Genomic DNA, 14,570 nt, shown 5'->3' with positions numbered 1-14,570 from the left:
ATGCGGATCGAAGACGTCCGACAGCATCCGACCACCCCGCTGACCAGCCCGGCGTATGCGCCGACGGTCCCCCGCTTCACCGACCGCGAGTACCTCAACGTCGTCTACCGCACCGACCCGGACGCGCTGCGTGCCGTCGTTCCCGAACCCCTTCAGATCGGCGAGCCGCTGGTCCGCTTCGAGGTCATGAAGATGGGCGACGTCAGCGGATTCGGCCCCTACACCGAGGCCGGGCAGGCGATCCAGGTTCTCTTCGAGGGCGAGCGGGGCGAGTACCTGCACGCGATGTACCTCGACAACTTCCCGGCCACCGCCTCGGGACGCGAGGTCAGCGCCTATCCCAAGGTCCTCGGGTCGCCCAGGCTGTACGTCGACCACGGGGCGCTCGTCGGCACCCTCGACCACGGAACCCTCCGTGTCGCCACCGCGACCATGGGCTACAAACACCGGGCCCTCGACATGGACACGGCCAGGGACCAGATCACCGTGCCGACCTTCATGCTCAAGTCCGTCCCGGGCTACCACCGTCACATGCGCGTCCAGGAGTTGGTACGCACCCAGATCACGGACGTGGTGGTCAAGAAGGCCTACACCGGCCCCGCACGGCTCCAGCTCTTCGCCCATGTCCTCGCCCCGCTGGCAGACCTGCCCGTACGGGAGGTCGTCTCCGCCAGCCACATCCTCACCGATCTGACCCTCGCCCCTGTCGAGCCGGTCTTCGACTACCTGAAGGGATACGCGCAGTGACACACCCATTTCGTACCGCCGCCGTGATCGGCGCGGGCACCATCGGACTGTCCTGGACGGCACTGTTCGCCGCACACGGCCTCACCGTCCATGTCAGCGATCCCCGCCCCGACCTGTCGGAGGCGGTCGCCGAGGCGCTTGCCGCGTTCGGCCCGCACCTGGCCGCACAGGGCCTGGACACCGACGGCCTCGCCGACCGCGTACATCTCGCGGCAGACATCACCGAGGCGGTCCGGGACGCGGACGTAGTCCAGGAGAACGGGCCCGAACGCGTCGAGTTCAAGAAGGAGTTGTTCGCGCAGCTGGTCCGGGAGGCCCCCGGACACGCACTGCTGCTGAGCTCGTCGTCGGCGATCCCGGCGACCGCCTTCACCACAGGACTCGAAGACGCGGGCCGCATCCTCATCGGGCACCCCTTCAACCCGCCCCACCTGCTGCCGCTCGTCGAGGTCGTGCCCGGCGAACGCACCACCGAGGAAGCCGTGCAGGCGGCCGTCGACTTCTACACCACCGTCGGCCGCACGCCCGTCGTCGAACGCCAGGAGATCCCCGGGTTCGTGGGCAACCGGCTCCAGAACGCGCTCAGCCGCCAAGCCGTCTACCTCGTCCAGCAGGGCGTGGTGACCCCTGAGGACCTGGACACCGTCGTGACCCACTCGCTCGGCGTCCGCTGGGCGACGGTCGGTCCGTTCCTGGGCGCGCACCTGGGCGGTGGGCCCGGCGGCTACCGCCACATCACCGAACACATCGGCTCGTCCCTGCAGCAGATGCCCCTCGGGCAGCCGTCGCAGGACCCCGAGGACCGGGAGCGGGTCATCCAGGCGGTGGAGAAGGCATACGCCGCCACGCCGTACACCGACCTCGCCGAAGCCCGCGACCGCCGGCAACTCGGCGTCCTGTCCGCCCTCGAAGACATCCGCCGCAACCAGCACCAGAAGGAGAACTGACATGACCGTCACCGCGCCCATCCCCACCCCCGTCGCGCCGCTGGACGACCTGCTGGCCGCCGACTTCTACCGCTACCAGACGCTGCTCTCGGACGAGGAGCGCAAGATCCTGCTCAAGGCCCGCACCTTCCTGCGCGAGGAGGTCAAGCCGCTGGTCAACGAGTACTGGGGCAAGGCCGAGTTCCCCGTCGAACTGATCGACAAGTTCCGCGGCAGCGGGCTGGCCGCCCTCGCCTACGAGGGCTACGGCGAGCACCGGGCGGCCGCCAGTCATCTGCTCGGCGGCATGCTGGCCATGGAGCTGGGCCGCGTCGACGCCTCGGTCGCCACGTTCTTCGGCGTCCACAACGGGCTCGGTTTCTACTCCATCTACTACGGCGGCGACCAGGAGCAGCGCGACAAGTGGCTGCCCGCCATGGCCACCATGGAGAAGATCGGTGCCTTCGCCCTGACCGAACCGCTCGGCGGCTCCGACGTATCGGGCGGCATGCGCACCACCGCCAAGCGCGAGGGCGACACCTGGGTCATCAACGGCGCCAAGAAGTGGATCGGCAACGCCACCTTCGCCGACCACGTCGTGGTCTTCGCGCGGGACGTCGACGACAACAAGGTCAAGGGCTTCGTCGTCGAGAAGGGCACCCCCGGCTTCAAGCCGGTCAAGATCGAGGGCAAGATCGCGCTGCGGATCGTGCAGAACGCCGAGATCACCCTGACCGACGTCCGCGTGCCGGAGGCGAACCGGCTGCAGAACATCAAGGGCTTCCGGGACGTCGCCGAGGTCCTGCGCCAGACTCGCAGCGGCGTCGCCTGGCAGGCCCTGGGTGTCATGATCGGTGCCTACGAACTCGCGCTGGACTACGCCAAGCAGCGCGTAGCGTTCGGCCGTCCCATCGCCAAGTTCCAGATGGTGCAGGACCTGCTGGTCAAGAGCCTCGGCAACATCACCGCCTCCTGGGGCATGCTGATACAGCTCGCCCGGCTGCAGGACCAGGGCATCTTCCGCGATGAGCACTCCGCGCTGGCCAAGGAGTTCGTCGCGGCCCGGATGCGGGAGGTCGTCGCCTGGAGCCGCGAGATCTTCGGCGGCAACGGCATCCTCCTCGAGTACGACGTAGCCCGGTTCTTCTCCGACGCCGAGGCCCTGTACTCCTACGAGGGCACGCACCAGATGCAGACCCTCATCGTCGGCAAGTCCATCACCGGCCACAGCGCCTTCGTGGGGTGAATACGATGACCACCGAATCCGTCTTCACCGGACTGAAGGTCCTCGACGCGTCGACCTACATCGCGGGACCGGCCGCGGCCACCATGCTCTCCGACTTCGGCGCGGACGTCATCAAGGTCGAGCCGCCGGGGGCGGGCGACCCCCAGCGGCGGCTGAGCTTCGTGCCGCCGAGCCCCCAGGCAGAGGCCAACTACGGCTGGCACCTCGCCAATCGCAACAAGCGCGGCATGGTGATCGACCTGAAGTCCCCGGCGACCACCGAGATCCTCAAGCGCCTCGTAGAGTGGGCCGATGTGGTGATCACCAACTTCCCGCACGGCACCCGCGAGAAGCTGCACCTGGACTACGACCAGGTCTCAAGCTGGAACCCGCGGGTCGTCTACGCCGACATCACGGGCTTCGGTGACGCCGGCCCCGACGCCGGGCAGCCGGGCTTCGACCTGACCGCCTACTGGTCGCGCAGCGGACTGTTGGCCTCCACCCGCGACGCGGGAGCTCCGCCGACGGTGCCGGTCTGGGGCAGCGGCGACTACACGTCGGCGATCGCGATCTACGCCGCGATCGTGACGGCCCTGTTCCGCCGTGCTCGGACGGGACAAGGCGCCAGCGTCGGGACGTCGTTGCTCGCCACGGGTGTCTGGGCCACGGGCACACTCGTGGCCGGCGCGCTCGCCGGCGGCACGCCGTTCGAGCCGCACGACCGCAGCGCGCCCGTGAACGCGCTGACGAACCCCTACCGGACCTCGGACGGCCGGTGGTTCATGCTGGCGGCCTCATCGGTGCACTGGCCCAGGCTGACGCGGGCCATCGGACACCCCGAGTTGCTCGAGGATCCCCGTTTCGCGGACCTCGAGGCCCTGGTCGAGAACGCCGCCGCGGTGAGCGAGCTGCTCGACACCGAGTTCCGCTCACGACCCTTCGCCCACTGGAAGGACGTCCTGGACCGGGAACGCATCACCTACAGCCTGATTCAGACACCGGAGGAGTCCGCCCAGGACCCGCAGCTTCGCGCGAACGACATCGTCGTACCGCTGGAAGGGGTTCCCGGGCTGACGGAAACCGTCAACAGCCCCGTCAACCTGAGAGGCATATCGAAGGTGCCCGCGAAGCGAGCGCCGGAACTGGGCGAGCACACCGACGAGATCCTCGCCGAGATGGGATTCCGCCCCGCCGAGATCGCCCATCTGCGCGCCCAGGGAGCGATCCCCGGCGCGCCGGAACAGGAGGCGGCGTGATGCGCACGGTGAAGTTGTGGGAAGAGACCGGAGAGGCAGCAGACGGCCGGTGCTTCTGGTGCTCTGACGGCTTGATCGTACGGTCTCCAGGCGTCCAAGGGATGGTGACAGTGATCGCCGAGCTGCTCGGCTCGGGAGAGTTCGACGGTGCCTTTCACCGCCTGGAGGCCTCGGCCTGAGCGCTGGCGGCGCCGACGGAGCGAGCGGTTCGCCGCACGGGCTGGCTGCCTCCCGGCGCGGTCGCCCACGGCAAGGTGCGCCAGACGGGCAAACAAACGCCCCGTCAGCGACGCGAGTTGGCACGCTTGGGCGGCACTATACGGACCCGCTTGTCCACGGGCGCGCTCTCGATGTCGTCGAGCTGCGCGACGATCGTGCTGCGCAGGTCGTCGTAGTCCTCGAAGGAGTAGTCGTTGAAGAGGGTGTAGCCCGTCCACATCAAGTTGGCACACACCCGCGCCGGCACCCGGCCCGTCTGGGCGCCCATGCCGACCAGCGCCACCGACCGAATGCTGCCCGGCGCCTTCTTGTTCTGCTGGTGGATCGCCTGAAACGCGGCGGCACAGGCCAGGGCGACGTTCAGTGTCTCGCTGACGTTCTGCGAGGACGTCTCCATCGTCGGCGTCGAGATCAAGAACCTCGGCTTGACCGCCCCCGACGAAACACACACCGCGCCGCCCACCGGCAGCGCTCCCGCGAACTGGCTGCGGATCGCCCTCTGCACCCGCAGCTGGATGCCCGCGCCGAGATACCGCTTGACGACCGCGTCCACCCCACCGTCCATGCGGCCCCGGGAGTTGGTGGGGCTGACCCATGCGTCGACGTCCTCGTCGAGGATCGAGCCCTGGCGGATCTCCATCTCGGGCATGTCGGCGAACGCCGCTCGCCACGCCTGCACCACTGCGGTGTTGATGTCGGTCAGCACGACCCTAAGGGGCGACTGCACACGGTCTACGGTCATGGTTCACTCCGATCGGAAGCGGTCACGCAACTGATCGGGACGCTACCGGGCGCCACTGACACTGCGGCCGCCCCGCCCAGCGCCCCCACGAACCTCAAAGGCACTGTCAGTGGGCTGACTTATCCTCGGGGCACTTCGCCGATCAGGCCTTCCACCACCACGGTTCGACCATCGGAGTCCATCCTCCATGAGCGCTGCCCACACCCCCGCCACGCCCGACCCGAACGACCCGCTGGCCCTCGCGGAACTGTTCAAGGGCGGCGGTGAACCGTGGCTTCCGCTGCTGAAGCCGGTCATCGAGGCACAGCCCGACGCGGCCACGTTCATCGGCCCGGGCCGAACCCCGGAGGTCGTCCCCGCCCGCGAACTGACCTTCCAGGCGCTCAAGCCCAATGCGCCACACAAGTGGAAGGTCGTCATCTTCGGTCAGAACCCGTACCCACGGCCGGAGAGCGCCACCGGCATCGCCATGTTCGACAACACCTTCCACGACTGGAAGGACAGCCAGTTCGGCAGGGTCGTCAGTGTCCGCTGCATCATCAAGGCAGCGGCGATGTGGAAGTACGGCATCGCCAAGAAGACCCCGATAGCCGACGTCCGCGCGCTGCTGAAGAAGCAGGACACCGTCCAGCCGCCGGAGTGGTTCCAGGCGATGCTCACCCAGGGTGTGCTGCTCCTGAACGCGGCGCTGACGGCCAGCAGCGACGGGGCGATCGGCACCGACCGGCACACCCGGTTCTGGCGACCGGTCGCCGAGCGGATCGTCGAGGAGATCCTCAACGCCAAGCAGAACGCCGACGAGGAGGACCGCGGGGTCGTCTTCGCGTGGTGGGGGGCGCACGCGCGCAGTCTGAAGAAGGTTGCTCTCGAACTCCAGAAGAAGTACCCCGAGGTCGAGGTCCGGCACATCGACCACGCCAACCCCGCAGCGCAGGGCGACATCTTCTGCGACGGCGACCACTTCAGCATGGTGAACGCGGCCCTGGCATCGCTGGGCGCCGACGGGATCGACTGGCTGCCGAGCACCGGCTGGAACAAGCTCGCGGCCAAGACGGGTGGCGCCGGCGACGACATCGCCGACCGCATGGGCGCGTTCATCGCGTCCACCATGGAGCTGCACCAGCTGTACCTGGACCGGCTCTCCAGCGTCAAGGACGAGGGTCTCGTCCTTGACGCGATCACGGGTGTGTTCGACACCCCGCTCATGGACTTCCGCGACGCCGTCGCCCCGGTGGCCGCGCTGCTGCCCGGACTGGACCGGCACGTCGACCGGTCGCACGAGTTCGGCAAACGGCGGGCGGACGAAGCATCCTCCGGCCTGCCCGTCGACGCGATCGCCACCCTGTACCTCTACACCTGCGAGTCCGCTTTCTACCGGGAGATCAACGCCACCCTGCGCTCCCCGGACCGGACCAGACTCCTCCCGTACCTGCCGTATCTGCGGCTGCTCTTCTCGGCGGTGTCGCAACTGCCCGCCCGGACCGAGCCGTTGTGGCGCGGTGTGGCACTGGACCTGCGGGCGCAGTACCCGCTCGGACGGACCGTGACCTGGTGGGGCGTGTCCTCGTGCACGTCCGAGCTCGGTGTGGCCAAGGCGTTCCTCGGCAGCCGCGGCAAACGTACGCTGTTCGAGGTCGTCCCCGCCCGGGCCGTGAGCATCCGCGACTTCTCCGCGTTCACCGGCGAGGAGGAGTTCATCCTCCCGCCGGGCACCCAGCTGAAGGTGACAGACGTGAAAGCCGAACGCAGCGGCCTGTACACCGTGAAACTGACGGAGCTGCAGGAGCGGACCCTGGTCGCCTGACCGGACACCGGCACCAGCCGCCGCCTGTGCAGGGTGGCGGCCGCCCCGCCTCCTCGCCGGCTCGTCCCGGCTCACTGTCGTAGCCGACGTGTACGACGTCGTGAACGAGCAGGAACGTCGGCGTCAGCCGGTCGGTACGAGGCCATTGCGTCATCGCTCGTCGCCCGGAGAGGATGGCGGAGATCATCCCGGGTAACGGAGGAGCTTGCTGTGGCCAGCACTGGGGCGGCCGAACTACTGCTGGGCGGCATAGTCGCGTTAGGCGCTTCGGTGCAGTGGCTGACCGGAATGGGATTCGCGCTTATCGCGGTACCCGCGCTCGTTTTGGTACTCGGGCCCGCCCCAGGGGTGGTGCTGGCGAACTGCGCAGCCGGAGTCATCAGCATTGCCGGGCTCGCCACGGGCTGGAGACGGGTGCGGATCGGCGCCATGATCCCCCTGGTCATCGCCTCCGCATGCACGGTGCCCGCGGGCTCATGGGTGGCCGCCCGGCTTCCCGAGCCCGTACTGCTGGCCGGTGTCGGCATTCTCGTTACGGTGACCGTGGCTTTCGTGATGGGCGGCGTGCGCATATCCGCTCTGACCGGGACCCGGGGCGCCGTGACCGCAGGTGCCGTGGGTGGATTCATGAATTCCGCCGCAGGTGTCGGCGGGCCACCGTATTCGCTGTACGCGGTGAATGCGGGATGGCGGGTCAGCGAGTTCGTACCGAATGCGCAGTTTTACGGAATTATTGTGAATGTTTTCTCGGTGGCCTCCAACGGTGTGCCGCGGCTGAGCGGGACAGCCTGGTCGGTGGCTGCGGCCGCGATGGTGGCGGGCGCCCTCATCGGCAGGGCCCTCGCACCGAGGGTTCCGGAGCAGTGGGTACGGCGGCTCATCCTCGCCCTGGCCCTGACCGGTGGCCTCTCCGTCCTGGTCAAGGGGCTGCAGGGGATGTGATGACGTCCGCTTCATGTCATGGGTGCCGGCGAGCCCTCCGCGTCACACATTGAGCTGGACCGTCAGGTCCGGTCGGACCGGTTACGCGAGCGGTAGCGCCAGTGGGCGGCCACGCGGTGATCATGGTCGAACCCGGGGCCGAGCGGACCGACGCGTTCGTAGGCCCAGTTGGTGCGCGGGTCGTCGCGGTGGGCGAGAGCGCAGGAGGCCTCCAGGCGCAGAAGCTGGTCTTCCTCGTCCAGCAGGGCGACGAAAGCCTCGGTGACGGCGGCCGTCCGGTCGTGCGAGCCGGATCAGGCCTCACGCGGGATCAGCAACCGGGCGGCTGCGGCCGAACCGACCGCCAGCAGCGCCGCGGTGGCGAGCGCCACGGTGACCGAGTGGGTGGCCAGCGCGCCGCCCAGCGCGGTCCCGATCGGGAAGCCGATCAGGTTGACGCTGATCGAGACGGTCATGATGCGCCCGAGCCGGTCGGGCTCGGTCCGGCGCTGGCGCAGCGACAGCAGGCTGACGTTCACCGCGCCCTCGGCCAGGCCCACCAGCATGAGACCGATGCCCAGCGTCACCAGCGAGCCGAGCGCGCTCACCGGGAAGATCGCCACAGCGCACACCAGCGTCGCAGCGACCATGTAGCGGCGTGCTACACCCACCCGTAGCACCTTGCCCGCGATCAGGCCGCCGACCGCGCCGGCCAGACCGGTGATCGCCCACATCAGACCGACATAGCGGTCGACCGGCCTGCCCCCGTCGAGCCGTTCGGCCACGACGACGGGCACGATCACGATCAGCATGCCGGCGGCGGCCTGGTACAGCGCGTACGAGACCGCGAGCCCGCGCAGAGTGGGGTTTCGGAAGAGGTAGGTGATGCCCTCCCAGGCCGAGCGCAGCAGGTGCCGACGGGGAGCGGACGGCGCCCCGGCAGTGCCCCCACACAGCAGATTCAGGCTGAGCCCGGCCAGGACGTACATGCCCGCGATGGCGAACAGTGTGGGATTCGGGCCGATCGCTGCGAACATCGCACCCGCCAGCAGCGGACCGACCACGTCGATCGCGGAGAAGGTGCTCAGATCCAGGGCGTTGGCCTTGTCGTAGGCGGCCTCTGGCACGAATCTCGGGAACAGGGTCCGGATCCCGCCGGCGGTCAGCGGGCTGGTCAGTGAGTAGAGCGCGAGCAGAACGAAGAGGACGGGCTCGGTCGACACCCCGCCCAGCGCGAGCAGTGCGATGCCGCTGATGAAGACGGCGCTGGACATGGTGTCCAGCGCCACGGCCCGAACCGCGCCGAGCCGGTCGAGGACGGCCCCCGCGATCGGGCTCACCAGAAATCCCGGCAACGTCATAAAGAACCCGCACAAGCCCGCCATCGATACGGAATGGAACTCCGTGATGACATAGAGAACGATGACGAAGAGCAACATGCCGCCGGCGAGTCGCGACAGGCAGGCGGCCAGCAGGAGTTGGGGAACGTTACGACTAGCGAGAACCTGTCGGTAGGTCAGCGGAGCGGTCTCGGCGGAATCCTCAACGGCATCGGGTGCCTTCATACCGGGTCTACCCTCGGCCCGACCAATGACCTCACGCTGATACAGCTCCTGTTGGTCATGAGGGTTCTACCGCCAGTGCGATGCCGATGCTTCCATACGCTGACGATCTGTTGAAGGGTCCCAGGGGGAGCAAGACGTCGAGGATCAGCTGCAACGACCAGACCCTCCCCCAACCACGGAGTAGACATTGTCTACGGCAATTGGTAGACAGTGTCTATGGATGGCGAGAGCTCCCTTCGGGAGCGGTTGATCGACGTCGGAGTGGATCTCGTGGCGAGCGAGGGCTCCGCATCGCTGGGGCTGCGCGAGATCGCCCGCCGCGCGGGGGTGTCGCACGGGGCACCGCGTCGGTACTTCCCCACGCACCACAGCCTGCTCTCCGCGATCGCCCGGCGCGGCTTCGAAACCCTCGGAGCCCGTTTCACCGCCGCGATCGCCGACATGTCATCGCCGCGGGCTCAGTTGCAGGCGGCCGCAGGGGTGTACGTCGGGTACGCGCTGGAGTGCCGTGGGATGTTCGAGCTGATGTTCCGTCATGACCTGCTCGGCAGCGACAAGTACGCGTCGGGGGGCGGGTCACGGCTGCGGGAAGCGACGCTCCCCCTGTTCGACCACATCGTCGACCTGGTCGCCCGATGCCGGGCAGAGCGGGAAGTCGCACACCCCGGCGGGCCAGGCGCGGCTGGATCACCGCCGCCTGTGACGGCTGCCGCCCTGTGGTCGAACCTGCACGGCATCGCCCAGCTGTGGACGTGGGGCAGTCTCCAACTCGCCCTCGACGCCGAACCGCCAGGCGGTGCACCCCATGGCGACCAACTCGACCGGCTCGTCAAGGCGGTGCTGGATGCTCATCTGGGCCCGGTGAACGCGTGACGGAGCTCCGCACCGCGCACCCGATCGTGCCGCACGCGGTGGCGCGATCCACTCCGGTGATCGCGTCCATGGCGATCCTGCTGGTCACCTCCGCCGGCCTGTTCGGGGCGCTGTTCACGGCCACCTTCTACCTCCAAGACGTGCTCCGGCTCGGTCCGTTCGACAGCGGCTTGCGCGTCCTTCCGCTGACCGCCCTCATGGTCCTCGGCGCGCCCCTCGCCGGCAGCGCACTGCGTCGGTACGGCCCGCGCCGTAGCGCGATCGCCGGTACTGGCCTTGTCGTCGCCGGCATTGCGGGGCTGTCCCGGCTCGGTCCGGGCAGCACGTGGCTGGCCATGGGCGCGGTGTTCGCTGTGCTCGGTGCAGGGTTCGCCACCGTGATGGTCACCGCTACCGGGACCGTCGTCGGCGACGCACCACCCGGGTATGCCGGGGTGGTCGGCGGGCTGAAGCAGACCGCGATGAACATCGGTCCGACCCTGGGCATCGCCATCGCCGCGGGTGCGACCAGGACGCCCGCCGCGGAACATTCGGCAATCGGCACCGTCTTGCTGATCCTTGCCGCACTCACGGCCCTCGGCCTACTTCCGGCGGCCCTGCTGCCCTCAACGCCCGGCCCGCCGAGCAAGACCACAGAGACACGACCACCACAAGGAGAGCCATCCGCCGCGCCGCACAGGACACATGCCAAGAACGGTCCGGCCAGACCGCCCGGGACGCCACATGTTCGCTGATCCGGCAGCGCCGGCACATCGGCTGGCGCGAGACTCCGTTCTTCAGCGAGGCGGAGCGGGCAGCGCTCGCACTGACTGAGGCCGCCACCCGGATCCAGGACGGCGCGCCGGGGGTGACCGACGAGGTCCGGGCCGCCGTCGCCGACCACTTCGACCGCGGCCGAGCTGGACGACGATGACGATGGTGGTGGTTGTGAGGACGTGCAGTCGGCGTCGGTGCGCTGGTCGTGTCTTCAGTGTCGCCCGCGATCGAGAGCCGCGACCTCGCGTACGGCCTCGGCGATGGCCGGGGAGTCCTTCCTCAGGATCGCACCGTGGTTGCTGGCGACCTTCGCGCTGATGTGGATGTTCGCGTTGCGGGCGGTCACCGTATCGAGGCTGGTGCGTATCCGCTCCTGTTCATCACCGCGGCTTCCCAGGGATGTTCCCGATGCGACCACATACCGCGTCGGGACGGTGATGTTGTCCAGCACGGGGCCGAGTTCGCGCTCGCGGGAGAGCCTGCCGAGCTCGATGTTGCTGTTCGCCTGCTGTTCAGCGGTCATCCGCGGGGTCAGGCCCGTCGGGCGCAGCAGCGGCGTGAACCAGGCCATCCGCCGAAACAGCTTCCGGATGCGCTGCTCCATGGCCTCGTCGAGCCAGTCGTACGGGAACGCGCCGTCGACCAGGACCGCGCCCACGGTACGCTCCGGATTCCTGCCGGCCCAGTGCGCCGCGACGCACGCTCCGTAGGACCAGCCCACCAGCACCGCTCGGTCCACACCCCTGGCCGCGAGGACGGCATCGACATCCCGGACGGCGGCCTCGAAGGAATAGTCCGCCGAACGCTTCGACTTCCTACCGCGAGCCCGCTCGTCGTAGGTGATGTGCCGCCACCCGGTCCCCAGTTCGGCGACGGCCCGACGCCAGTACCCCTGAGTGGCGAACTGGCCATTGAGGTAGACCACGGGGACACCGGGACCGCCGGTGTCGGTGACAGCCAGGGCCGTGTCGTCGACCAGCACCATGCCGGTCCACTTCGAATCGGTCGAGTGAGTGCTGTTCTTCGTCATGTGTTCCACCTGGTCGTATGAGAGTGTCTTGTACGTCTTGTACGACTCCCCCAGGCCCCTGTACGTGGATCGCGGGGGCCTGGGGAAGGACGGCCGCGTCGTCGGCGACGACCGGCAGGATCTCGATCGCGGTAAGCCCGGCCGGACAGTGCTGTTCCGCCTTCAGAGGCTGCGGGCGGTGATGTCGCCGTTCGAGGTGGTGGCGCGGATGTCGAGCTCGGCGGTGCCATCGTTCTTGAGGGCGTTGCTGATACGGCCGTAGCTGGTGCCGGCGTCCAGGGCGGCCGAGACGCCTGCGGCGGCGGTGACCGAGATGTCGCCGGACTGAGTGCTGAGCACGACCGTGCCGCGCATGGCCTCGGCGATCCGGATGTCGCCCCTTGCGGTGCTGATCTCCGCGGGGCCGCCCAGCCGGCCGACCTCGACGTCGCCGTCGGTCGCGGTGAGGCGGACGCTGGCGGCCTCGTCGATCTTGATCTGGCGGTACGCGCCTTCGAAGACGACGTCGCCGAGGCGGCCGACACCGCGGAGCTCGGAGCTGGCGGTCTTGGCCTCGATACGGGAGCCGGCGGGCAGTTGGACGGTGACCTCCAGGGATCCGGAGGGGCCGAAGAGCTGGTTCTTGGGCTCGGACGTGTGGATCCGCAGGACGCCGTCGGCGTAGGTGACGGTGGTCTGCTCGGCGGTCTGGACGTCGCGCCGCTTGGAGGGGTTGACGGGCAGGACCTCGACGGTGGTGTCGGCGCGGTCGGCGGCGATGAACTGGATGCGTCCAGCGGGGATGTCCAGGACGGCGGAGATCGGGGCGGGGGTCTCGAACTTCTGCATCGTGCTCTCCCAAGCTCGGGTCGTTGTTTCTGACATCGGAAACGCTACGTTGCTTTCCATATCTCTGCAACACGCTCGTTGCATAAAATCGTCAATCTTGCAGGTGAGTGCACAGAAAATGTTGCAACTGACCAACTAGCAACGCAACGATCCGGCTCGCAATCATTGCAATGGATGAGAAATGAACGCTCAGATCGCGTTGGGGCCGGCAGACAGCCTCACCTACCCCGCCGAACAGGCCCGCGAAGTCCTCGGTGTGCCGCCGGTAGCCTCGGGCCATGTCCGAGAACTCCGTGGCGCACTTCTACGACGAACTGGCCGACGACTACCACCTGATCTACGCAGACTGGGACACCGGCATTCGTCGACAGGGGGATGCCCTGCATGCCCTCATGGGCCGGGACGGCGCGTCAGTGCTCGACTGCTCCTGCGGCATCGGCACGCAGGCCATCGGGCTTGCGTTGCACGGGCACGACGTCACCGGGACCGACCTCAGCCCCCGCGCCGCCGCACGTGCCGCGCGTGAGGCCGCCCATCGCAAGGTGACGCTGTGCACGGCAGTGGCCGACATGCGACGCCTGCCGTTCGCCGCCGCCCGGTTCGATGCCGTCGTCTGCGCCGACAACTCCCTTCCCCATCTTCTGACGGAGCAGGACGTCCACGCCGCCCTGGCGGAGATGCGCCGCGTGCTGCGTCCCGCCGGCCTGCTGCTGCTCAGCACCCGCCCCTACGACGACCTCCTGTGCAACCGACCCACTTCGACGCCTCCCCAGGTCCACCAGCCCGCGGACGGAGGGGAACGGACCGTTTCCTTCCAGCTCTGGCAGTGGCATGAGGACGGTGAGCACTACGACCTGGAGCACTTCCAACTCCTGCCCGCAGACGGACAATGGCGCGTCCGGGTCCGCCGGACCGCCTACTGGGCCCTCGGCCGGGACCGGCTGGCCGGCCTCGTCGCCGACGCGGGGTTTGTGGACCCCGAGTGGCGGATGCCGCACGAGACGGGCTTCTTCCAACCGCTGCTCATGGCGGTCGCCGGCAAGTAGGTGATGGCATCGCCTTGCGGACCATCCGCCACGACCCGTCAGGAAATGGGAGTCCGATCAGCGCGGTTGAGGCGCCAGACCACCTCGATGCCGCTTCCCGAGGGGGCTGCGGGTGGTGGTGCCTGCTCGCGCCGGACCTCGGTGAAACCCAGCCGGCGGGGAACTGCGCCGCTGGGGGCGTTGGCCAGGTCGTGCGTGATTTCCACGTACTCCACGTCCGGCAGGGCGAACATCTCGGCGACCATGGCCGCCGTCGCTCTCGTGGCGATGCCCTGGCCGGTGGCGGCAGGATGCAGCCAGTACCCCACCCTCCATCCCTGGGGTTCGACCCAGCGATAGGTCTGGCACATGCCGATGATCGTGCCGTCTTTGGTGATGGCATAGTTGTAGGCGTCGCCGTTTGCCCACTTCGCCTCGGACTTCGCGAGAAAGTCCCTGGTGCTCTTCTCGCTGTGACCGGCGACCCATGGCATCCATGGACGCAGGTGCTCCAGGGACTCCTCGATCAACTTAAACGCCGGAACAAAATCGCTCTGTCCCCGCCAGCGCCGCAGGACGAGGTCTCCGCACTCGATGTACTGACTCGGCCGCGCCATGACAGCCATGATTGTTTTGCAGTACGGGTCACTGCA

14 protein-coding genes and 2 pseudogenes are annotated in these 14,570 nt (G+C 68.4%); 11 read left to right on the top strand and 5 right to left on the bottom strand.

The window, feature by feature from the left end; genetic code table 11:
* From ACFYX0_RS26735 to ACFYX0_RS26715, 5 genes are read left to right on the top strand one after another with little or no spacing between them, the layout of a single operon-like run.
* Positions 1-747 carry an acetoacetate decarboxylase gene (locus ACFYX0_RS26735; protein ID WP_388973744.1) on the top strand — a complete coding sequence of 249 codons (747 nt, stop codon included), beginning with the start codon at positions 1-3 and terminating at the stop codon, positions 745-747.
* Entirely contained in the window at positions 744-1,694 is a 951-nt protein-coding gene (locus ACFYX0_RS26730) for a 3-hydroxyacyl-CoA dehydrogenase NAD-binding domain-containing protein (RefSeq protein WP_388973742.1), read from the top strand. The genes ACFYX0_RS26735 and ACFYX0_RS26730 overlap by 4 nt, the downstream gene beginning before the upstream one ends.
* A gap of 1 nt (position 1,695) precedes the next feature.
* Positions 1,696-2,919 (top strand): acyl-CoA dehydrogenase family protein, encoded by a 1,224-nt coding sequence (locus ACFYX0_RS26725; RefSeq protein ID WP_355922695.1) that lies wholly within the window; start codon positions 1,696-1,698, stop codon positions 2,917-2,919.
* A gap of 5 nt (positions 2,920-2,924) precedes the next feature.
* Positions 2,925-4,154 (top strand): CaiB/BaiF CoA transferase family protein, encoded by a 1,230-nt coding sequence (locus ACFYX0_RS26720; RefSeq protein WP_388973740.1) that lies wholly within the window; start codon positions 2,925-2,927, stop codon positions 4,152-4,154.
* Positions 4,154-4,333: a hypothetical protein gene (locus tag ACFYX0_RS26715; RefSeq protein WP_388973738.1), complete on the top strand. Its 180-nt coding sequence runs from the start codon at positions 4,154-4,156 to the stop codon at positions 4,331-4,333. Before ACFYX0_RS26720 ends, ACFYX0_RS26715 begins: the two co-directional genes overlap by 1 nt.
* Before the next feature lie 104 nt (positions 4,334-4,437).
* On the opposite strand, the gene ACFYX0_RS26710 is transcribed toward ACFYX0_RS26715, so the two are convergent.
* Positions 4,438-5,115 (bottom strand): macro domain-containing protein, encoded by a 678-nt coding sequence (locus ACFYX0_RS26710; protein ID WP_388973736.1) that lies wholly within the window; start codon positions 5,113-5,115, stop codon positions 4,438-4,440.
* A 187-nt stretch (positions 5,116-5,302) separates the two neighbouring features.
* Here ACFYX0_RS26710 and ACFYX0_RS26705 point away from each other — a divergent pair, with 187 nt between their 5' ends.
* Positions 5,303-6,919 (top strand): ADP-ribosyltransferase domain-containing protein, encoded by a 1,617-nt coding sequence (locus ACFYX0_RS26705; RefSeq protein WP_388973734.1) that lies wholly within the window; start codon positions 5,303-5,305, stop codon positions 6,917-6,919.
* 210 nt (positions 6,920-7,129) lie between these two features.
* Positions 7,130-7,861 carry a TSUP family transporter gene (locus ACFYX0_RS26700; RefSeq protein ID WP_388973732.1) on the top strand — a complete coding sequence of 244 codons (732 nt, stop codon included), beginning with the start codon at positions 7,130-7,132 and terminating at the stop codon, positions 7,859-7,861.
* Positions 7,862-8,154: 293 nt separating this feature from the next.
* Here the strand turns inward: ACFYX0_RS26700 and ACFYX0_RS26695 are convergent, their stop codons facing one another.
* On the bottom strand, positions 8,155-9,405 hold the full coding sequence (locus ACFYX0_RS26695) for an MFS transporter (protein WP_388973730.1): 1,251 nt from the start codon (positions 9,403-9,405) through the stop codon (positions 8,155-8,157).
* A gap of 216 nt (positions 9,406-9,621) precedes the next feature.
* Between ACFYX0_RS26695 and ACFYX0_RS26690 the strand changes: the two genes are divergently transcribed.
* The 3 genes and pseudogenes from ACFYX0_RS26690 to ACFYX0_RS26680 form a co-directional block, all read left to right on the top strand.
* Positions 9,622-10,278 carry a TetR/AcrR family transcriptional regulator gene (locus tag ACFYX0_RS26690; protein WP_388973728.1) on the top strand — a complete coding sequence of 219 codons (657 nt, stop codon included), beginning with the start codon at positions 9,622-9,624 and terminating at the stop codon, positions 10,276-10,278.
* A gap of 2 nt (positions 10,279-10,280) precedes the next feature.
* Positions 10,281-11,012: pseudogene (locus ACFYX0_RS26685) on the top strand (MFS transporter); the annotation flags it as partial.
* A gap of 17 nt (positions 11,013-11,029) precedes the next feature.
* Positions 11,030-11,182 (top strand): annotated as a pseudogene (locus ACFYX0_RS26680) (carboxymuconolactone decarboxylase family protein); the annotation flags it as partial.
* Positions 11,183-11,245: 63 nt separating this feature from the next.
* Here ACFYX0_RS26680 and ACFYX0_RS26675 read toward each other — a convergent pair.
* Positions 11,246-12,064, bottom strand: a complete 819-nt coding sequence (locus tag ACFYX0_RS26675) for an alpha/beta fold hydrolase (RefSeq protein WP_388973727.1) — start codon at positions 12,062-12,064, stop codon at positions 11,246-11,248.
* Between the two features lie 162 nt (positions 12,065-12,226).
* A complete protein-coding gene (locus tag ACFYX0_RS26670) occupies positions 12,227-12,892 on the bottom strand; it encodes a DUF4097 family beta strand repeat-containing protein (RefSeq protein ID WP_388973725.1) in 666 nt (221 codons plus the stop codon).
* Positions 12,893-13,170: 278 nt separating this feature from the next.
* On the opposite strand from ACFYX0_RS26670, the gene ACFYX0_RS26665 reads away from it, so the two are divergent.
* The gene (locus ACFYX0_RS26665; RefSeq protein ID WP_388973723.1) at positions 13,171-13,938 is read left to right on the top strand and encodes a class I SAM-dependent methyltransferase; all 768 of its coding nucleotides are present in this window, start codon (positions 13,171-13,173) and stop codon (positions 13,936-13,938) included.
* 38 nt (positions 13,939-13,976) lie between these two features.
* Here the strand turns inward: ACFYX0_RS26665 and ACFYX0_RS26660 are convergent, their stop codons facing one another.
* Positions 13,977-14,543 carry a GNAT family N-acetyltransferase gene (locus ACFYX0_RS26660; RefSeq protein ID WP_388973722.1) on the bottom strand — a complete coding sequence of 189 codons (567 nt, stop codon included), beginning with the start codon at positions 14,541-14,543 and terminating at the stop codon, positions 13,977-13,979.
* Positions 14,544-14,570 lie beyond the last annotated feature (27 nt).

This window comes from Streptomyces sp. NPDC002573, assembly GCF_042889625.1.
Taxonomy (GTDB): Bacteria; Actinomycetota; Actinomycetes; order Streptomycetales; family Streptomycetaceae; genus Streptomyces; species Streptomyces gibsoniae.
The sequence above is the reverse complement of the archived record's forward strand: the minus strand, read 5'-3'. Positions and strand labels throughout refer to the sequence as shown.